General features: G+C 46.8%; 12 protein-coding genes and 1 pseudogene. 6 read left to right on the top strand and 7 right to left on the bottom strand.

Annotated elements, in window-relative coordinates; translation table 11 throughout:
- The first annotated feature begins 19 nt into the window (after positions 1 to 19).
- Positions 20 to 2,029 carry a S9 family peptidase gene (locus tag KOI40_RS10335; RefSeq protein ID WP_216097432.1) on the top strand — a complete coding sequence of 670 codons (2,010 nt, stop codon included), beginning with the start codon at positions 20 to 22 and terminating at the stop codon, positions 2,027 to 2,029.
- Positions 2,029 to 2,196, top strand: a pseudogene (locus KOI40_RS10330) (transcription elongation factor GreB); the annotation flags it as partial. The gene KOI40_RS10335 and the pseudogene KOI40_RS10330, both read left to right, overlap by 1 nt.
- Positions 2,197 to 2,431: 235 nt before the next feature.
- Here KOI40_RS10330 and KOI40_RS10325 read toward each other — a convergent pair.
- The 3 genes from KOI40_RS10325 to KOI40_RS10315 are packed head-to-tail and all read right to left on the bottom strand — an operon-like array spanning position 2,432 to position 9,735.
- Positions 2,432 to 3,886, bottom strand: coding sequence for a hypothetical protein (locus KOI40_RS10325; RefSeq protein ID WP_216097430.1), 1,455 nt, complete (start codon positions 3,884 to 3,886; stop codon positions 2,432 to 2,434).
- The gene (locus tag KOI40_RS10320; protein WP_216097429.1) at positions 3,886 to 8,883 is read right to left on the bottom strand and encodes an AAA domain-containing protein; all 4,998 of its coding nucleotides are present in this window, start codon (positions 8,881 to 8,883) and stop codon (positions 3,886 to 3,888) included. The genes KOI40_RS10325 and KOI40_RS10320 overlap by 1 nt, the downstream gene beginning before the upstream one ends.
- Before the next feature lie 6 nt (positions 8,884 to 8,889).
- Entirely contained in the window at positions 8,890 to 9,735 is an 846-nt protein-coding gene (locus tag KOI40_RS10315) for a WYL domain-containing protein (RefSeq protein ID WP_216097428.1), read from the bottom strand.
- Positions 9,736 to 9,842: 107 nt separating this feature from the next.
- Between KOI40_RS10315 and KOI40_RS10310 the strand changes: the two genes are divergently transcribed.
- Genes KOI40_RS10310 through KOI40_RS10295 form a run of 4 tightly spaced genes read left to right on the top strand, consistent with a single transcriptional unit; the run spans position 9,843 to position 16,624 of the window.
- Positions 9,843 to 11,300 (top strand): Wadjet anti-phage system protein JetA family protein, encoded by a 1,458-nt coding sequence (locus tag KOI40_RS10310; RefSeq protein WP_216097427.1) that lies wholly within the window; start codon positions 9,843 to 9,845, stop codon positions 11,298 to 11,300.
- Positions 11,301 to 11,960 (top strand): DUF4194 domain-containing protein, encoded by a 660-nt coding sequence (locus KOI40_RS10305; protein ID WP_216097426.1) that lies wholly within the window; start codon positions 11,301 to 11,303, stop codon positions 11,958 to 11,960.
- Positions 11,944 to 15,423, top strand: coding sequence for an SbcC/MukB-like Walker B domain-containing protein (locus tag KOI40_RS10300; protein ID WP_216097425.1), 3,480 nt, complete (start codon positions 11,944 to 11,946; stop codon positions 15,421 to 15,423). Before KOI40_RS10305 ends, KOI40_RS10300 begins: the two co-directional genes overlap by 17 nt.
- Positions 15,410 to 16,624, top strand: a complete 1,215-nt coding sequence (locus KOI40_RS10295; protein ID WP_216097424.1) for a Wadjet anti-phage system protein JetD domain-containing protein — start codon at positions 15,410 to 15,412, stop codon at positions 16,622 to 16,624. The genes KOI40_RS10300 and KOI40_RS10295 overlap by 14 nt, the downstream gene beginning before the upstream one ends.
- Positions 16,625 to 16,809: 185 nt before the next feature.
- On the opposite strand, the gene KOI40_RS10290 is transcribed toward KOI40_RS10295, so the two are convergent.
- The 4 genes from KOI40_RS10290 to KOI40_RS10275 all read right to left on the bottom strand — a co-directional run bounded on the left by KOI40_RS10290 (position 16,810) and on the right by KOI40_RS10275 (position 21,977).
- The gene (locus KOI40_RS10290) at positions 16,810 to 17,919 is read right to left on the bottom strand and encodes a UvrD-helicase domain-containing protein (RefSeq protein WP_216097423.1); all 1,110 of its coding nucleotides are present in this window, start codon (positions 17,917 to 17,919) and stop codon (positions 16,810 to 16,812) included.
- Entirely contained in the window at positions 17,916 to 19,556 is a 1,641-nt protein-coding gene (locus KOI40_RS10285) for an ATP-dependent nuclease (protein ID WP_216097422.1), read from the bottom strand. The genes KOI40_RS10290 and KOI40_RS10285 overlap by 4 nt, the downstream gene beginning before the upstream one ends.
- Positions 19,557 to 19,652: 96 nt before the next feature.
- On the bottom strand, positions 19,653 to 21,155 hold the full coding sequence (locus tag KOI40_RS10280) for a hypothetical protein (RefSeq protein WP_216097421.1): 1,503 nt from the start codon (positions 21,153 to 21,155) through the stop codon (positions 19,653 to 19,655).
- Between the two features lie 501 nt (positions 21,156 to 21,656).
- A complete protein-coding gene (locus KOI40_RS10275) occupies positions 21,657 to 21,977 on the bottom strand; it encodes an MbcA/ParS/Xre antitoxin family protein (protein ID WP_216097420.1) in 321 nt (106 codons plus the stop codon).
- Positions 21,978 to 21,984 lie beyond the last annotated feature (7 nt).

Here is a 21,984-nt window from a genome sequence, read left to right as displayed (position 1 = left end):
TACAGCGGCAATCAACTTCATGAGTACAGAAGCAAGCGCATCCCCAAACACGCCTAAAACCCTGCCTTTTGGCAGCTGGCCGTCTCCCATCACCAGCAACTTACTGACTCAACAAAGTGTGCGTCTGGGAGAGCCTCAAATCTCAGCCGACGGCAGCTACTGGATAGAATCCAGACCGCAGGAGCAGGGGCGCAGCGTTTTGATGTTTCAGCGTTTTGGCGAACAATCCCCTGCCGAAGAAGTCTTGCCCCGTGAAATTGGCGTGCGCACCAAGGCCCACGAATACGGTGGTGCCAGCTACCTGGTAACCGATCAGGGATTATTCTATGTCGACGCAAACGATCAAAGGGTCTATCAATGGACAGGCACCGAATCGGTCGCCCTCACCCCTGAGGGCCATTTCCGCTATGCAGACTTTTGCCTCGACCCACACCGACGTCGCTTGATCTGTGTGCGTGAAGATCATCGACAACCAGGACAGGAAGAAATCAACGAACTCGTCGCCATTGATATTGAGCAACCAATGAGCAGAGACGTTGAAGTACTGGTCAGTGGTCACGACTTTTTTTCCAATCCAGGCCTGTCACCGGATGGCGCTCACCTGAGCTGGCTGTGCTGGGATCACCCCCACATGCCCTGGGACACGACCGAGTGCTGGCTGAGCCCACTGGACTCTGAAGGCGTGCCCGACAATCCTTTACTGGTCGCCGGAGGTCATGGCGAGTCTGTGTTTCAACCCCAGTGGAGTCCTTCCGGGCAACTGTTTCTGGTGTCCGATCGCACCAACTGGTGGAATCTCTATCGACTGGACGAAGAAGGCTTAACCGCCATCACCAACCTGGAAGCCGAATTTGCCACACCGCAATGGGTATTTGGCATGTCGACTTACAGTTTTTTGAGTGGACACGAAATTCTGGCCTGCTTCACCCAGAACGGTCAGTGGCAACTGGCGTATATCGACGCTTACCAATACACCTGCCAGCCACTGGAGACCGACTTTACCGACATCAGCCAGATTCAAAGCCTGAATCAGCGCAGCGTCTTTCTGGCAGCCAACCCCTGTCAGGCCAGCCAGTTAATGCAACTGTCCGGCACTCTGGTGGACTCCATGCAGTGCCTGGCCCAGTCCAATAGCACCCCTCTGGATACTGCCTTTATCAGCCAGCCACAAGCGGTTACCTTTTCGACAGGTTCCGACAAGGACACTGAAAACCCTCCGGTTGCTCACGCGTTTTATTACCCCCCATGCAACCCGAATGTCACGGCACCTGAACACGACGCGCCACCTCTGGTGGTGCTCTGTCATGGCGGCCCCACCGGCGCGACCGAGACAGGTCTGAATCTGAAAATTCAGTACTGGACCAGCCGGGGTTTTGCCGTGATTGATGTCAATTACCGCGGCAGCACCGGTTACGGTCGTCAATACCGTGAGCAACTCAACCGCGCATGGGGGATCCACGACGTCGAGGATGTGTGTGCGGCGGCCAATTATCTGGTTGCCAAAGGATTGGCGAACCCTGAACAGATCGCAATCAAAGGCAGCAGCGCGGGCGGCTACACGGTTCTGGCTGCCCTCACGTTCAGCAACACCTTTAAAGCCGGCGCCAGCCTTTACGGCATTGGCGATCTGGAAACGCTGGCGACGGACACCCACAAGTTTGAATCCCGCTATCTGGACACACTGGTTGGCGACTATCCGCAAGAGCAAGACCTGTATCGTCAGCGCTCCCCCATTCATCATGCAGAGCAACTGAACTGCCCGGTGATTTTCTTTCAGGGACTGGACGACAAGGTTGTGCCGCCCAATCAAGCACAGGCCATGGTCGATGCACTGGATCAAAAACAGGTGCCGGTGGCTTATGTCCCGTTCGCCGGAGAAGGCCACGGTTTTCGAATGGCCAGTAGCATCCAGCGCTGCCTGGAAGCCGAATGGAGTTTTTACGGACAGGTATTCGGTTTTGATGTCCCCGACACCATAGAACCCGTTCAGGTCAAAAATCTCAATCATTCCCGTGGGGAGGACGCCTGATGGGACGCTGGAGACCACCCCGCGGACGGGGCTCTGCCTACATCACCCCCCAGGGAGCCAAGCGACTGCAGGATGAACTGACACAACTGTGGAAAGTTGAGCGCCCCCAGGTGACGGATGTCGTCCACGAGGCAGCCAAGAATGGCGACCGCTCAGAAAACGGGGACTCCGGGTTACAACCCCAGTTTTCATACTAATTTAAAAAATACCCAAGCTATTCAATGAGTTAAAAATAGTATAGATAATAAATTAAAGTACTATTTTTGACCTTCCGCGTTCTAAAAGGCCAATAAGCAAATCTGACGACCTCGATGAATGAAGCCTTGCATAAAAATCGAAGTCAACTTCAGAGGCTGCAGACACACCCACAATACTTTTGGCCGTACGACCTGAAAAATCAATTTACCTACCATCGCTTTGACGACGCAAGCCCTGCATTCCAGATAAAGGACCGCAATCATTAGGCGTCTTATACGATGAGATCCCCTTCAGGTAGCCATTAACAACCTCGCCAATAGTATTAACACTACTGCTATCGGTAGTCACAAACCCTAATGGCATGGTGACTGGTAACTCGCTCTTAACGCAATGATATATCACTACTGCCAGCTCCCCCTCCCATAACATCACCTCGACACTTCCATCCAGAAAGCCTTCAAGAAGGCCATTTGCAAACTTGCTATAATCGCCTAGCTCGCTCCGCCACTGCTTCACAGCAAAGAAATCATCCGTGCTTGATACGGGTAGGTAGAGCCTTGGAATATAGAGCTTTCTATCACCAACCTCCGCCTTCATTAAGAAATCGCTGATACACGCCCTTAAACGCCCGCTTTTACCCCAGAACGGATCACTTGGCACAATCCATGAAAATGCCTTCGGAGCAGTGTGCGACTTTTTCTTTTGCCGTAGCGTCTTTAGACGAGATTCCAAGGCCTTGAGCACCTTGCCCCAGCTATCTCTCATATAAACGGGACCTAAAAAGCTCATACGGCTTTCGCCTTGATTTTCTTCCAGCCTGTGTAGGTCGTCTAAGTATTCAGGTGTTAGTAAGTTAGTTTTGGAGTCAAAAACTTGCAATGACTGAGAGTCACCAACAGTTTGCATCGCCCGTAGAATCGCAACAGTGTTTTCGGTTCTAGAGAGATCAGCCATCTCATTTGTCATCAATGAGTGCACGATCTCCGAATTATTAAGTTGTTCAAAATCTTCCCGAACAACAGATTGCCCCTGCCAATCTAGCTTAAATACAGTCTCTAGTCTTAAAGGGATGTCGCGAAGCTTATCAACAGCATTAACTGTATAAACAGAGGGGCGTTCCTGGCCTTCAGAATAGACACTCTTCGGCAGAAAGCCTTGATCGAGAATTTTATTAAACTGACGCTGGAAATGAACTTCAACTCTCTTAGCGCTTGATGCACGGTTGCTGTTCTCAACTTCCAGGCGGACAGCATTGTGCCAACTGCCACTATGCTTCTCATTACCGAGACAGCTAAAGCTGGCTAGTTCAAACGCTAGTGTTGCCCCACTGTCTTGAACCATAGATAACTGAGGGACATCACCTATACCGACAAAATAATCTTGAGCTTTAGAGGTTAGGCAGAGACGTCCATTGGCATTTAGCGTTAACTCTTCGCGCTGTACAAGATCTTTCACTGCCTCATCTATCTCTAGCGGACTTAGACCAAAAAAATTCGCCAGCTGAGTTTTGTTCATTGGTGCTAGATGCACCAATCGCAAGATAAATTCTCTAATGAACGGCAGCGCCTTCTGCGAGACATACGAAAATTGGATTTTGAAACGCTGAGCTGGAACTAGAAAATCAATCTCATGGTAAGTCAGCTGAATTTCCTTACTCATTACTGTACGCCCCCATGCTTCGCATTCACGAACTGGAATCCTGCCTTAGGACCTTGTTCTTCCATATAATTAATCACGGCACCCAATGGCAGTTCTTTATTATTTCCACTCCTCCACATGGCGCTATTTCCAACAATCAACAAGCGATCCATCGCTCGGGACATAGCGACGTTAATTCTGTTAGGGGTTCTCAAAAAGCCGGGGGTATAGTCACCATCAGAACGCGTTAACGTGAGAATTATAATCCGGTTTTCTTTCCCCTGGTAACTATCAACGGTGTCAATCTTAACTAGGGATTTAAATGATTCAGCCCACACTTCTTGACTGAATTTCTGTCGCACATGACGTTTCTGCTCGCCGTACATACAGATAACCCCAATTGCCGCTTCGTTCTCCCCTACAACAGACGAAAGCCTGTTAACAAGTTCCTCGTCGGCCGCTATTTTTTTCAAAATAGAAATAATTTGATCTGCCTCACAAGGGTTAAGGATACTTTTCCCTTTGCCTTCTATATGATTGGCCCGTCCACCCAGTGGCGAAGTGTCTAGCCAGGTAACTGTGCTATTTAAGACCTCAGGCACACCCCAATATATATCCGGAACCTCTCGGTCACCGTTTTCTAGCTTTCCATCATAAAAAGTCGCAGATACTAGATTGCCAATAGGATCAGCCATACGGTACTGGGTTAATAAAGCTGCACTAGCTTGTCGACCGTAGTCAGAATTAAACGCTCGAGCAAAATCACTTTGCAAAATTTCATCAAGGTCAGACCTATCGGCCGACAAGCCCAACTTTTTCGCCAACGCCTGCTTATGGGTTTCAGAATATAGAGGCGGAAGCTGTAGATGATCACCAACCAAAAGCACTCTCTTAGCTGACTGCATAGCGATTGCTAGCTCGCTGGAAATTGAACGCGCAGCCTCATCAATAATCACCCAATCATAAACATTGTTATGTATACCTATATGCCCCTGACCAATACCTACACAGGTACCGGTAACCAGCTGGCGCGATCGTGCATAAAACTCGTCATAGTTCACACGTTCGCCACGTAAAGCGCTTTGCATATCACAAGAAATTTTTGCAAGTGCACGAACTTTTCGGGCTTCTGATGGTGTCACGGCATAGTCAAGGCATAGCTTATGAACCAGCTGATCCTTCGCATCACGAGGCGCCATATCTTGTTTAAGTTCAACCTCATAGTCATTTATTAAACTATCGCTAATGGTTAGGCGTAACTCTTGTATAAGCTTGTCTAAGTCCTCTTTATCATCACCCTCTGTTTCACTGGAAAATTGATGCATAAGTTTTTCTAAATGATCAATCTTTTGAAATAGATCAAGCTCAGCAAGGACTATGCTAGATATAAACTCAGGCTCCAAACCCAAAGCATCGCTTAGGTTTTCTACACGATATTTTCGCTCTGCATTAAACAATTCACGTTTTTGAGATGTTATAGCTTGCGAATAAACATCTTTGAGGCCAGTTGACACTGCCGCCTCTCGGTTACTAAAACGAACAACTTCAAGCTCAGTTTTCAAACGCTTGCAGTGTTTTCTAATCCTTTCCGCTGCAGTATTAACCGCCTCATGAGATTGGCTCACCAATAAAATTCTGCGCGCTCCCTGCGCCTCAATCAAATGATGAACGAAGGCAGCAATAAATTCTGTCTTACCTGTACCAGGAGGCCCCTGCAATAACGATAAAGGACCATGGTTCAACAATTTAGAAAAAGCACTGCGCTGCTGCACGTTAAGGCTAATTTTATTGCCCTGCGCATCCATGCGGTCATAACGGGAAAAGTCGTCCTTGGTCAAGGGCAATCCATACTGAGTCGCTGCCCGAGTGCAATCTGAATCAAATAACTGCATTAATTCAGGCATAACACCCTCGCAATCAAGCAGTTTTTGAAGCGCAGCTTTACGCTTCCGATAAGAAGCGCGATCTTGCTTGCTACGAAAATAAACTGTGTCACCTTCACTTAATCTTCGAGCAGTAGGGCGAAGATCGGTCAATCGAACCTCTCCTAACGCAGACTTTTTGAGCAAAACTTTCCCTAAAAAGCGCTCCCCCCCCTCGTCATCCACTAATAAAGCTTCAACCTCATCAGATTGGGAGAAGGCCCCCAAAGGATCTGCATCACCAGCATAGGGAAGCCTCAATTCACCTTTTCGCCCTGGCACTTCAACAGAGTCGCCATCAAGATAAACATTGGGGTGGGACTGTGTTTCAGTCTCTAAAATAGCGCGCCAGAGCTTTGCCGTAGGAAGCTGTTGAAGCTTACGAGCTTGCTGTTTTTCTATCGGTGAAAGGGTCTTCTCAAAGGCCAGCCTAAGCTCTTCTGTCAGCGCAGCATCGGAAGCCTCTTCTTTCTGAGCAATAGTCTCATCTGGCGCTATCGTCTCTTCAACAAGCCCGTGAAATAGCTCCTCATAGCTCATTAACTTACTAAGTGAACCCAGATCGTTATATGCACCAGGGGTGATACGAATTGCAGTTGAAATTTCGAACTGGCTTTTCTCTGCATCACGAAAATCTACTGAGGCACGGACTCTTGGTTTCAGAGCGTGCACGAATGCCTTACTCTCAGCTTGATAAAAGGCAGCAACACTGCCTCCGATGCCATGAAAAGTAACCAATGCGTCACTAGGGTTTTTCTTGCTACGTTCGATCTGAAGGTAAATGCGACCATTATCTGGAAGGATGGTTATCTGAGAATCCGCGCTTGACGCTGTAATATCTATCGACTCTTGCTCGTTGGCGTTGCCCTTAACCATGATCGCTTGTTTGAAGCGCCCCAAGTCTTTAAACCCAAACTGCTGATCTTTCAATTCAACTTCGATTGCATTGGTCAGATTAATAAATTCATCTGACCCTTCACCCCACTCAATTCCTAGAAGCTCTGCGGCCATTCGCATTACAGCAAAGTTATCACGATCGAATGCCGTACTATTGTCGATATTTTCTGGACTGTAACGATGGTTCTTCGGCTCATCTGATGACAGGCTAAAATCAGGCATGTCAATTAGAAATAGCGCCGAAGTGTCCTCCTCGATCATGACATTAGCGGGATGCAGATCACCATGGGCTATACCCAACTCATGTAAATGTTCAACCGCAGCGATCAACTGTCCAATTAAAGTTAATTTGGCTTCCTTGTCACCTTCGATTTCACCCCATGTCGAACCCTGAATATAATCGGTTACTAAGTAGAGGCTGGACGACTTTGAGGCAATCCCATATTCACGGATGGCAGGCAAATAATTAGGCTGGACACTTCGTAACTTATCGAGCCGCTGGAGAAAGCTGTACACTTGAAAATTTACAGTCGGATTTCCACCGGAATAACCGCAATTCAGCCAAGCTTTTACCAAGCAACCATTGGATAGATAGACCTCCTTCTCTGCGGTTTCCTTAATAAAGTCATCATCTTCTCGATACTGGCGTTGATGACTAATACTCTGCCGATATTGTTCTAGCTCTCCATCATCAAAAGTAGGTATCTCATCAACGACAGGCTCTGCTCTTTTGAATGCATCAAAAAACTCTCTGGCCGTTCTAAACTTGGCATTTGCCGCAGATAGCAAGACTTCACCATACCATTCACTGCAGCTTTCTAGGTCGTTCTGTAGGTTCTTACAGCTTTTGGGCGACATACGCTGCGCTGAGAGCAGATGCCATGCAACTAAAGCAAGTGAATGGACATCTTGCTCAAAAGGGCTAAGCACTCGACCATCAAGCATATCTTCAGCTTCAATAGCACCAACCGAAAGCTTTTGTCTGTAGTCACCTACCGTTCCAATTGGCTGATGGTAGGCAGAAATAAAGTTGGAAAGTGAAATCTCATTTGTCGGAGAAATCCAAAGACTATGATCGGCAATATCCCTATGTGCGACTTTTATGTCGTGGAGGTCTCCAAACTTGGCAACAAGTAGCTTCACCAAGCTCAAGCGGTCCCGCTGATCTAAGGCCTCCCCGAACTTACCAATAAATTGGTTAAATCGTTCATGGCTAGGCGGCAACTCATATACTTCAGAATAGTGAGTCGTCAGCTCATCTTTTTGAAAGCTGGTCAGCGAACGCAAGCAATGATTGTAAAGATCATGATTTTGATGACGAATATGCTCAAGAACCTGACGCTCTCGCGAAACAACGTCAGCACGTCCACTGGGAGTCTGCCCTTTTCCCTCAACTTTATTAAAGTCCCATACACGGAGAAGAGCTTCGCTATCTGGGGATATCTCTGAGCCAGCTAAGTATTCTCGATATACACTCTTAGGATGCACAAAGATTTCTTCTTTAGCCTCATAGCCACCGATGCGTAACTTTTTAGCCTCTGTCGCCCGCCCTATAAAGAGCTCATCAAACAGGTGAAAGTCTTCATTCAACTGATTAGCTTTAGGGTGACGATTAGGACGCAGGTGTTGCTCATATACATCTTTGTTAGCGAACTGAAGAAACTGGTCTAGCGACAAAGTATGCTTTCGATCGACTTCTGGAAGCTGACTGAAATCAGCATCTCCAGTCATCACCACAAAGAACTCAATAAAAGGCACAAAGTTCTTATTGGTAAAGCGGTGCTTAATCTTTTCTAACTTACCCTTAAGGGTAAAGACCTTATTTTGAGTAACGCTGACCGGCGATCGCCCCATATCCTTACCGCCTTTATACCAGCGTCCATTTTCAGCAGTAACAGGGGCGTGATTCCAGTCTTTAAGCTCAATAATCAATACATTACTGTGTGTGACGATGATGAGATCGAACTCCCCCTCCTGACCTTTCGAGCTAACAAAACGAAAGCCAGCATAGCCTTTCCAGGGAAACATCCTGTTGTCGCTACAACCTATAGCTTGTAGTGCGTCTTTAAACGAACCAGCTTTACTTTTTTTCGCAGGTAACTGAGCAATATTTTGAACGTTTGAAAACGCCGTTTTAATCTTCTCGATAGCAGAAATTTCCTGCTCTTGCAGGCCACCATCCCAAACTTCAACATCCATACTTTCCTATGCCTTAAAGAGATATTTTTTTACATCATTTTCAAGTTCAACGACAACCGGATAACTCCAAGGAGCTTCCACTGACTTTTTCATACTTGCCTCATCCGCAGGAAGATTATTCTCTTGAAGAAAATAGTGCAGGAGGGAAGCTCTAATCCTTAAAGGCTCTGAAATAACTGAAGAAAACTCTCTCCTAATGAGAGCCTGAGCATCTTCTGAAAGATTCGGATTTACTATGACCTTCACTGTTAGAGTCCGATCCCAGTAATCATCTATAGGAAACTCTTTGTCTGTTCTTGATGGCCTTGGGGTTGTTAGAAATCGCGACAACGCAAAGTCTCGGTACTCGCCTTTCTCGTGGCAATAAGCACGAATGTGAAGTCGCCCACTAGCGAAAATAACTTTAGTAGGTGAAAGAATACGCTTCGAGCCCACAGGAGTACTAGCGGAGGCGTAAATAGCTTCAAAGGACGTTTTTTTCTCAATATGTTTTAGAACTGCCAATACAACTTTGTCATCCAACTCGCGCCTGAGACTCGTGCATATTTCAACAGGAGGGTGATCATAAGCATCAACCAATCCATGGTTTAACGGGTAGTCAGGGTCTACACCCGCCAACTCCGGCATGAAACTATCGCTAGGTTCGTAATGTTTTACTAAGGGGTTATAAGGTTTCACATTGCCCGGGAAAAGCTCTATGTAATTCTTGATATCCATACCAGCTTGGTGCCGAGATACCCCAAAGGTGTCCATCAACATCCTTGCTTTGAAGCATCTGCCCCAAAGTAATTGCTGCTCAATATAGATCAGACGCTGCTTATGACCCCAGCTGATTTTTCGATCACTACTCATAGATGGCTTCCAGATTGAATAGCAATATATTGCCTTAGCTTTTCCCATGGAGCAAGAAACAAATAGTAAAAGAAACTTGCACCACTAGATGTAACTAGCTAACATGGATGCACAATCTTGATATGGAGCGTCATGTGTTATTTGATGGCATAGATTCGAGCTTATTCCGCCCCCTAGCATCACCCAATGCCTCCCTGTACGGACTGGGACTATGGGCTCTGTACAAGCGTCTCATTAAGAACCAACTAGATGGAGACGAGTGCACGCCTCGTGAAGCTAGAACAGTCATCTCAAAAGAGCTGCTTTACCAAGCGCAGCTAGGCAAGACCCACTGGGAGTCAGAAGGAGATGATGTAGAGAGCGAGTTTGGCGATCAAGATGATGCCTCACGTATCTATGGCCGGTTACGCGACTGTGGCTGGCTCAGAGAGATGGACGACGCTGGATACCGCAGGATCGTTTACATCCCCCGCCTGCCGTCAGAGATACTCACTGCCTTCAGCCGCATTGGCGAACGAGAATCCATTGAAATAGGGGCAGTGTGCCAGGGTGTTCTCAACCATTTGGTGAGCATTCGAACAGACCCAGAAAACAATGCTGCTCTACTCAGTATTGCAGCCAAAAGCTCCAGAGACTTCCACCGCGAACTGACCAGCATTGCAGCCAGTGTTCGGGACATTCATTGCATGATGAATGAGGACGCCGACAACCGACGCAGGTTCAGCCTGTTCTTTAATAAGTTTCTCAACGAAGTCATGCTCCAGGACTTCCACACTATCAACACCTCTGACAACCCTTATCGGTATCGCACCAAAATCACAAAGTGTGTTGACGACATTCTCTTTGAAAACCGTCTGATTGATCAGCTCTCTGAAGCCACAGCCAGCCGTAGGCGCATTGAACTGGAGGTGGCGAGTAGAGATGTCAAAGCTGATTTATCAGATATTAAACAGGTATTCACTGGTATCGACGACCTGATGAACCGCATTCAAGAATATAACAGCGTTATGAGCCGCCGAACGGCTGACAGCATCCGCTACTCGCTGAACGTCTCAAATGATATTGGCGAAAAGCTGATGAGCTCCATTGAATCTGTCGCGAAATCCAAGGCAAGCACATTACCATCGCCTTCTCAGATCAAACGCCACGTCGGTCCAGACAATACCTACAAGCCAATCGTGAAACGCCCACCTCCAGAGCCCACCCGTCAGAAAAGAGCGGCCAAGCCGCTAGCACAGATTGCGTTTAGCCGAGCCTACGATGATTATCTGACTCGCAGGAGGATCAACCCGGAGCGCATCTATCGTTACCTCAAACAGCAGATGGCCGGGAGGCCGCTGATTACGACCGATGACATGACGATCGGCGGTCTTGAAGATTTAATTACCTTCACACAAATGCGCGACCTCATTAACGATGCCCCCTCCACCGATTCAGAACTCTATATCCTGACCAAGTACTTTGAAGTCAGACCAATAAGCGATCGCTACACTAGCAACGAATATATTGAAGCGCCCACCCTGCAGATCAGGCGCCGTATTGCTGAATTACCTGAGGCACTATAGATGCTGAAAGAACTAGATAAAATTGTTAGAGAGAACGAGACATTAGAAAAGAAAGGCTATGAGCAAGCCGACTTGGAACGCGCAGCTGCAATGCTTCGTCGCTACCAGTTCATCTGGAAAGACGGTCACGGTCATAAGAAAACCTACGATATTCTCGTGAAATACCGCGAGTACTATAGTGACCTCTTCGCGGCATTTGGCGATCAGTTTTTTGTAGACGATATCTACGGCTATTGTGGGTTTATTCCCAAGGCTAACATCCCACATAACAGCCTGCGCAAGCTAGAAACCATTCTATTGTTAATCCTGGCGAAACTGCACGATGAAGAAAGCCGCAAGGCCTGTACTGAAAAGGGGCGCTCATTCCCTAGCGAGGTATTGCTAATCGACGAGTACATGCGCCTGACCAATGAGATAAAGCTAGGTAAGGTCGAATTAAATGCGGCGTTAAAAACACTTAAAGGCATAGGAGTGATTGAGTTAGGAATTATTAATCCCCACTCAGAAATGCACCGCATTACTGTATTACCGTCAATTATGCGAGTTGTGACAGAAGAGTATATGGAGGAATTGTTCAACTTCACCGAAAAAAGCATGGAGAGCGAAGAGACAGATATAGAAGCTGTTTTAGAGGGAGTAGAAGATGAAAACGATGCATAAACTACGCAGAGTAACTCTGATTAATTGGTATCTATTCCCCGAACAAGACATTGAGATCGATGTCGATAGTCTTATGTTTCGTGGATTTAATGGCGCTGGTAAAAGTTCTGTGCTTGATGCAATTCAGACAGTAATGGCTGGAGGTGACGAGAATATGCTGTCACTCAATCCAGCGACTAGCCAAGATGGCAAGCGCTCAGAGCGTACTATTCGCGACTACGTATTGGGAGAAGTCAACAGTGCCGAAGGATTTAAAAACTACAACCCGCGCAGTGAAAGTAACTCCTACATTGCTTTAAGTTTCGAAGATCGCCGGGGAAGAGAGTACGCTTTTGGCTTATCTCTGTACTCCCGCAAGAGTGATCCTAAGGTCATCAAAAATTACTTCATTATCAAAGGTGCATCCCTGTCCAAACTTGATTTCATGATGTCTGACGACGTTGTACTTAACTGGGTTGGATTCGAGCAACGACTAGCCAGTATGAAAGGCGTGCTCTACACACCATCAAATACAGCATCAGAATTCCGTCGCAATTACTGCGATCTGATTTCCCCAACAGCAGTTAGCAGCGCTGAAGACACCATCAGCGACAAAGTGCTATTCCGCGCGCTAAGTAACGGTCTTAAATTTAAAGAAACGTCAGACATTTCTGAATTCGCCCGCGACCAGATTCTGCCTGAAGTAAACATCAAAACCGATCGTATCAAAAATGACTACGACACTTACAGCCGATTAGCCGAAGACATCCGTATGGCTGAAGAACGTTTAGGCGTTCTGGCTTCAATCAATACTGCGCTCAAGTCATTGATCGACGCCAAAACCCGTGCCGAGTGCTATCGCTGGGTTGAGGCGGAAGCCTTGTTCAATCAGATCGACATGCAGATCAACAATATTGACGACCGTCTTGAAAGCCTCTCTGAGCAGAAACAAGCGCTTGAAGAGCAGATATTGGCCCAGCGCATTACAGTTAAAGAATTAGAAACGAAGAGTGATACAGCTCTAAAGGCCCTTGGTGCGTCATCCAGCCAGCAGAGAATTAGAGAACTTGGGACTGAGAAAGGGGAGAAAGACTTAAAACGACAGAAAGCAAAGCAGGTGATTGACACTCTAAGAAATACAGTCTCAACTCTAGGTACCCTGCGCATGCCAGGCAACGTAGTCTCTGACCTGGCACAAAGATTTAACTGCACCAATGAAGAATTGGAAGCCAATACCGGTCCGGCGCGACAAGATCTACTTGGCAGCTGGCCATCCACAGCCAAAGACTTAGCCGTTGCACAACGCTATCTCGATCAAGCTACCTCATTGCAGGACGGGCTAGCAGAAGAAGCCAATCGTGCAGGTCAAGACTTCAATGATATCGGACAGCGCTTAGAAGACCTGAAAAAGACGTTTGAAACACTGGAAAAAGGCGAGGCGAGCCTCCGTCCAGTCACCATGAGCGCTATCAATCTCTTTGCTGAAGCGGGCATCAATGTAGCCCCCATCTGTGAACTTGTCAGTATCAGCGAGCCCGACTGGCAGGAGGCCATTGAGTCTTTCCTTAGCAACAATCGTGAATCCCTGGTAATCACAAGCCACAATCTGGCAAACGACGATGCCGCCTACGAGGCCGCTATGCGGATTTATCGAGAGGCCAAGAGAAGACGCGGAAAATATCTAGACACTCCCCCTATCGATGGAACTAAAGTGGTAAAACCTAGCAGCGCTCAATTCGCAGACGATGCTAGGCCGGGTACCGCCGATGAACTGATTGTCAGTGACAATCCTGTGGCGCAAGGCTATCTGATTAAGATGTTGTCGGGATTGAAGCTGGTGGATACCGAGCAGGAACTGAGAACCGAGCGTCGCGCCATTACAAAGGACTGCATGGTAACCGCCAATTTAGCGGGCGGCGGCATCCGTAAGGTCAGCTACAAATTGTTTGGCGCGGACACCCGAGCACAAGAAGCGAAGAGACTCCACAGTGAGTACATGGCTCTAGCCCCTGAATTCAACCGTCTTCAATCTTACTCAAACCAACTTTCACGCATCAACAATGAGTTCAGTAATAACCTGCAAAGTTTAGGCGATAAGTTGCCATCGGCATCCAAAAAGCTCGCTATCGTGGATAGTTTAAGTAGTGAAATTAAAAGTATTGACGAACAGATTTCACACTTACAAAACTCCGGAGACGATGGTCTTGCAAAGGCCAGTGAAGACGCAAAGGCCGCCCACAAAAAGGCTGACGATAAACTCACGGAGTTAGAAACCCAGCTTCGCGATAATAATAATGAAAGAGCTCAACTCAATGAAAAGCTCCCTCAACTAAAAACGGCACTACAGGCTCACACAGAGGCCCGCACAAAAATAGAGAATGGCTATTTCGATAGGGAAAAGGCCAGCAAGCAACTTGAGGATTTAGAGAACGAGCATGGTGACGATTACCAGAATATAGCCGCGGTTGCCCGACAACGATGCGAGTCAAACACCGCAACCATTGTAAGCAAGACAAAAGATAGCAGCAAATTAGTGCAAAGCTACTGTGAACGCTACGAGCCTGAAGATCGTAAAGAGCTCATTGAGATGGAACCACGGGACGCCCTGACTCGGTGCGAGAAAGAAGCGATACAGATTGAAGACTCTGAAATCGTTATTTACAAAAGTGATGCCGAGCAGGCTAAAGAAGAAATGCTCAATGGCTTTAGGGCTGAGGTGGCTAACAAGCTAAAAGACTGCTTTTCCAACATGGAGACCACATTCAAAAATCTGAATTACACGCTTGAAGAGCTAAGATTTAACGACAATACCTATAAGTTTAAGAGCCAAGTGGTTGAATCTGAAGGACTGAAGAGCGTTTACGATTACATTGAAGCACTGGATGGCCCCGAATCAGTGGGCGACCTTCTTGATGTAAACCAAGATAACGATGCCATCGACATAATTAAAGATATGATTGTTGAAGACCGCCTCAACGAAATATCAGATTATCGAAACTTCTTTAGTTACGAGTTAGTTCAGAAAAACACGATCACTAAGGTCGAAACCAATTACAGCACAGTTCAAAGTAAAGGCTCTGGTGGCGAGCAAAACTCGCCGCTTTATATTGTTTTGGGCGCAGCTTTTATGTCGGCTTACAAGATTCGTGTTGCTGGAAGTGTACCATTCGGTGGAGCTGCCTTTGCACTATTTGATGAAGCCTTTATGCGCACAGATGGCAACAACACTAAGGCTATCATGAAGTTCTTCAAAGGTATTGGCCTACAAGTGATTATTGCGGGACCACCGGAAACCGAAGCGAAGATGGGGCATGAAGTAGAGCGTGTTATGACCATTATTCGTCACGGCGGTAGCCTGCATATGGACGAGCGCCGCTACAAAGAGGCCGCGACTGCTCTTCTCGATTCTGATGAACCGAACATAAACCCTGATGTGGTGAAACCATACTTGGAAGAAGTGGAGAAGGAATTTGGCGAAACTTGAATTTAGATCTGTGATGACTGCTATTGCCAGCCGTTTCAACAAGGCATCGGGCCTCCCGGAGAAATACAGTCACCCCGCCACCATCAATCGTTTTGCCGAGTACCATTCCGCGACGACTCAGGAACGATTCGATTTTCATGAGTCGTTAGACGCTTTGGCGAAGCTGGTGAGAGGCCTGAAACCCATCTACAAACGCAAGGGCTTTGACGAAAACAGAGTGCTGGAACGGATCAACGTCAACGACTGTTCCGCCTACTTGGCTCATTTTCAGATCCAGCCCGAAAGTGAGATTGTAGCAACTGCGATCAGCCAAGTTAAAGAGCTCGAACCCATGATGCCAGAATGGCTAAAGATGGATGCTATCAATCTTTATGAAAAGTGGTCTGAAGGCAAACCATATAAGCATGTAGGCACCAACGATTGGAGTAAAGCGGTCGACGCAGCAAGGTTTATTATCTGGAATGCTCGGCGCGACCAACGTCAGGAAACTGACCTCAGAACAGCCAGTGTCGCTGCTCTCGGAAACAGTAAGCGTTTAGAGAAACTGTTGGGAGTTATTGCTCGATTTTACGATGCGTGCCCTGATTTAGACTGCACTGACCTGGATTCTGAGCAAGTTCTGTCTTACTACGGTGTTAGCAAATTTCCTTCTGAATTGACTGTAAGAGGCGGCATTAAATTCAGGACCCCTTCTGGCACGATCGATGCTGGGTCTGTTTGGCCATACTTAGCCTTATCGCCAGAAGGTATCGAAGAGTCAACAGTGGCTACCCAGCCCAAGTACATACTGTTCATTGAGAATAAGACAACCTTTAGACGTTATTGCCGGGAAATCAATGATGGCAGTATCGTCATATATACCAATGGTTTTCCTTCTCGATCCTGGCTGCCGATCTTTCGACGGATAGTGAAACAAACTAACTGCCCGGTATATCATTGGGGGGACATTGACGTTGGCGGTTATAGAATTTTAGCTTTCATGTCAGCACAGCTGCCACGGCCCGTCATCCCATATAACATGATCCCAGTGGACAGCAGTGGAGATGACGGTTTAAGTCCATCTAAGCTACTAAGAGCTATTGATACTTCAACTAGTCCCAATTTGCTATTCATACGAGAAACACTTGCGTCGTTATCCGAAAGCAACTCAATGGTTCAATCCATTGAGCAAGAGCTACTTGAGGTACGAGCTCCACAGTAAAGTATTCCATCCCATACTAGCTAAACTCACCATATTTGACTCGCTCAATAAGACCTAGCCTCTTGTGTTCGTTTTTCGGCTGTAAGGCAAAGGGGATTCCCCACTTAATGTCGGTAGTGGATAGCTATACGAAATAACTCCCACCAACGCTCATCGAAGTCATCGTGCTAAAAACCGGAAAATGGTCACTTGTATTCTGCCAAGTCTGGAATTTTCTTGATATCACTGGCTTTGAGCACGATAGCCACACTGTGTTTAGCTCGCGTCAATGCCACATAGAATTTTGATCGCGCGGCTTGAGTCAGGTCTTCGTTCTGGTTCTTGAGCCATTTGATCATAGGGCCAGAGGGATAAATCAAGACTCGTGGATACGTCAGGCCTTTCGATTTGCCAAAAGTTAATACAGGGTAATCTTCGTTAATACGCTTTTTGGCACTATCTCTAAGTTGTATAGGTTTATAATACTCCAAATAATGATCTACCTCCTTCTCATCCAGTGCGAATAACCCATCGTGACCAGAGGCTTCATCTTCACTAGGCTGTGCCGGAACCCAGTCTGGGTAGAGGCGATTGGAAAAGTCGCAAATGGCACTATGACAGCGATGGTTGACCACAAGCGACTCGTCATCTTTCTCTATATTCAGACTAGTGTCTTCAAAGAAATTGACGATATTCGCTTTGGCATACTTTTTATTCTTCCGTGTGTTTACCGTTGAGTAGGTGGCTTGCCTAGGATCACCAACTAGGGTGATATCCGCTTTGGATTGAAAAAGCTCCTCCAGCACCTCCAAGTCGTACCCTGCAAGGTCTTGAACCTCATCAATGTAAATATGATTGAAACACCTGGCTATGCGATCAAATACTCTGCCTTCCGACTTTTCATTACAACGTAGCGCCAGCAATGCCAACTTGTCTGAATAAACCTTTTGGTCAGACGTGAAGAAATATCGCGTAAAGTCATCCTCTCCCCAATAAATGGGTTGCCCCCGCCGGTTCTTAAACCGAAATCCAGATTTTCCATTGACCAAGATCATTCCCCGGGTATCGAACTCGAACAAGCGACCCTGAAATGGTTTGACACCATGATTCAGCAAGAAAGAAAACCAGGTAATAATGCTGATCGGTTCAGGGATACAACCACAGATGCTAACAATCTTGTCCCGGATTTCCTGTTCACAGGCTACTGTAAAGGTGGTTATGAGGACGCGGGTGCCTTGGCGGGCCTTTTCTATCGCATCATTGACAATGAAGGTCGTTTTTCCGGAACCAGCCGAGGCAATGATGAGCTTATTCATGCTAGGGCATCCAGAATATACTGAGGGTATGTGATCGGTTCGTCTGACTCAAAAATTTTCAGGGCACACTCTGTTTTATTGCCTTTCATGTGCGTATACAGCTCTTCAAGTGTTTGGTAATCCTTGCCAAGCAGTGTGTTCATCACCTGAAGATTATTCACTTTGACCAGCTTAGGCTCTAACGTGTTGTAGTTGTAGGGTTTTCCACCAATGGCATGATCACCCTCATCCACATCTGGGTCATAACAAATTTTGATATGCACTTTCGCGTTAGCACCGAGGTAGTCAGCATATTTATTTTCCAGGGCTGCCACATCGCCATCGTTGTCCGTCACAACACAGGTGGGCTTACCGAGCTTGTCTGCGATCTCCAAGAAACGCAGGAATGATACCCCGACAGAGATCACTTCCACCGAGTCTTCTATCGGCAGTCGACCCTCGTTCTGCATTTGGTAGGCCTTTTGGACAATCAGTTCATCGGAGTCCCCTTCAACCAAAACAGCCTTATGGCAAAGAATGAGCCGCAGAGTGTCATAACCCGCTATCTTCTCAAAAAACGCCTTAGTGCCACTGGATAGCTCATTAAGCTTCAGCGTCTTCCTATTGCTTAACAGAATCAGATCGTCCAAACCCAGCTTGTTAGCGACAAAACTGCTATGGGTCGTGATGATAATCTGACGGTTGGCACTATTATCCCTGATGGTACGCACGAGCTGGTTCAGCTTGGCGTGAGAGAGGTGGTTCTCCGGCTCCTCCAGCAACAGGACATTGGCTTCTTTCGCTTTATTGTGTGACAAGGCCAGGTTAGTTTTGACAATGCTTTGTTCACCCTTACCAATAAAATGGAAGGGAATATTATCCAAATAAGTGGTAAGGCCACTTTCCCACGCATTGCGCGAGGAAAGCTCGACGGCAATTTTGACTTCTTTATCTGTGATTTTACCCGCTTCCGTGATTTTCTGATTAATCGCTTTGATGGATTCTTCATCCATAAAGTGTTCTTTCATTTTACGGTGCGATTGAGAAACGCTAACAACCTCTTCTGGCGAAAGTAGTTCTTTGACGATACGTCCGATATAGATATCAGAGCCGTTTTGATGACGAGCGGCGGCTGAGTCGATCAAGGCTGACTTTATGGGAATACTGCGCGTGGTGATTACTTCCCGAGCAAAGCTCTTCCAGACCGCATGGTAGTACTCTATAGGCAAAGTCTTGACGCCGCCTGAGCTGATGAGCGCTTCGTATTCTGTTTTGTAGTCTTCATTAAATGCAACTCGTAGGGAGATACCACTGCAATAACTACCATCACTATTGAGGTCCCCTTCGAGGAAGGCCACCTCATCTCCCCCGTCGATATAGAGCTCAATCAGGATTTCGGGCGGTGGTAGCGGATCATCGGTGACTAAACTGCCCAGATAGTCTCTAACAGCCGATTCGTTAAAGAGATACTGGGACAATTCATTCCTCAAGTACCTGCCACTGTAGAGCCCAGTCAACGCGAGGTTAATGGCTTCGATTATCGTCGACTTACCCGCCTCATTATCGCCAACGATGATATTCAAGCCAGAGTTGAGATTAACGGTGAAGTGTTCTTTGAAGCCTTTAAAATTTTGTATGACTAACTTGTCGATCTGCATAGCTCTGGCTTTCCCTGATAGTGGCTAGGATAGTAGGATACAACAGCCACATGACACGCCAATAACAAGGTGCACTGCCAACTGACTCTGATACGATTAAGGGGCAATGGATGTCTTGGGGTTTTTGAAGTAGTGCTCCTTTAACATATTTTTTGTATGCTGGCTGACACTGTCGTTTTGTGAGTATGCCTTGATGTAGGCACCATCACGCCATGCCACTGAGTATTGATCAAACTCCGTCTGCTGTTGCCCTAACCATTCAAGCGCGGCTGGATGAAACGTGCCATTGGTCCAGATTTCGAACTCTATCTTCCGATTCACATAGCCCGTGTCATACCGCCGGATGATTTCGTTAATCAACGGCACACGGTTGCTGTACCAGCGTTCGACGTCCTTCTTACTGACCTTCGCACCGGGAAGCTTTGCCTTACATTCAACAATCAGAGCCTTATTATCATCGAAGAATTCTATAACTACATCCAACTCGGCTTCACGACCTATTTGATATCCTACAGTGAGATACCCTCCTGTGACTGATGCCAGCAAGTTACCAATCACCAATTCGAAAAAGCTGCCCCTTAGGTTCGCACTTGTCCCCTCGATTCGGGTCAGTTTTTTCATGACATTCTCAAGATGCTCAGGATTAACGGCTGCTGTTTTCCCGGTATCACTGAGGAGCTTAATGAGATCCTCTAACGCCTTGGATATTTCCGCGCCAAATAGCTTGGTGACTGTCGTTGCGACAATGCCCGCCGCTCTGGCTTTTTCGTAGGCCGATTGTTTAAAGCCATCCGCAACGAAGAACCCCATGATGGGGGCAACATTTTGAGGGGCGGCAGCCATGTCATACTTACGAATAAATAAGTCTATTTCATCATCCGTAATTTGATGACCAAGGCTGACATCACACACAAAGAAACCTGGCTTAACCGCACCGTTTTGCACACTCACTAAGGGTCTGATATAGGAAGGCGCTGTAATATCCCAGGTCAATCCAGACACCGTCGGGCGCTCTTCATCATCTCGCAGGGCAAACTTACCGTAACTACCAAACCCCAACTTCCTGGCCCAATCAGCAACAGCGTTTATCACTATGCTCTCTGCGATGATGATCGCTCGGTATTCTGGCGAAGGCGCAAGCACGGGATAACAATGGGGATTGAATGCAATCCAGGGCTCCCCAAGTTTGTCATCATGGACTTCTTTGAATAGATGGATGCTTGTCAGGCGCTGCAGGAGGCTGTCAGGCGAGAGTTGTTTGCGCCTTTTGGTGGGTGCGCCGCACACACGCGGAAATAGCGACTTGGGGCAAGCACCGCCCCTGACTTTCAAACCCACCATCGCGCCCCAGTAAGACTTTCCGCTTGTTTTGAAGGCTAATTCCAGCGCCCGCCAAAACTTGTCATCGCCATACTGATCTTCGTAATAAATAAATTTCGCGTTCTTCTCGAACCCAACACCAGCTAGACGCTTGACGCCCTTGGCCCGCTCAATACGCTTTCGAGCAGCTTCTGCCGATACCCCCTGATCAACCATCACCTGGAGCAGTTGAGAAGTGAGACATGGTCCTAATTTATATAGCAGCTGCTTAACATCCAAGGGCAGTAAATCTCCATACGACATATAGTGTCACACTGCTCTATTTATAAAATATATTTATCATTCCAGCAACATTTTAAGAATTTAAAAAACCATTAACTTTATTCTTTAAAATCAACAAGTTAGGATGACTCAAATTATGAGCATCAGGCCTGATGTCCAGCTAATAATGTCTAAACTGGCACCTCACCGATCTCTAGCACGATTCTCTGAGCGTTAATCCTCCACCTTTAAAGCTGTTTGAAATGGGTGATTACAGCAGGATGTGAGTATGAGTACACTTTGATCAGAACGAGCTCATTAGATGTGTTGAAAAGTTAATTTTATTGAGTGGTAGCATGTGAAGTTTCGAGATATTAATCATCGAGAGCTTCAAAGCCGAGGCAGTATTGTATATTTTTTGTCCAGCCAGAGGACTAAGCTGTATAAGAAACGTTCACTCTCTCGTCCTGGAGGCTACGTCTCAGGCTTGAAACTAGGTACTTCCAGCTTGCTAAGTTGCTAGCTAAACTCACCATATTTGATACTTTCAATGAGATTGAGCACCTTTTGTTCGTTTTCTCGGCTATAGGATAAAGGGGATTCCCCATTTAACGCCGGAAGTGGAGAACTGAGCCAATCAAAGGTTTGGTCTTGAGTCTCAAAAACCTCTTTCGCTGCTCGTACCACAGTGTCAGGAATACCTGCCAAATTCACTAGTTTTATTACTCCTGTGTTAGCCACATAAGCAATAAGCTCATCCCCACATTGAATACCAGCTTGACTTAGCAGTTCGCCGGATAGCACCACCCTTCCATCGGTATCTATGACTGTTTTTAGCATGGCGTTT

Source organism: Pseudomaricurvus albidus, from assembly GCF_018863235.1.
In the GTDB taxonomy this organism is placed as follows: domain Bacteria; phylum Pseudomonadota; class Gammaproteobacteria; order Pseudomonadales; family Cellvibrionaceae; genus Pseudomaricurvus; species Pseudomaricurvus albidus.
This window is presented reverse-complemented; position numbering and strand designations above follow the sequence as displayed.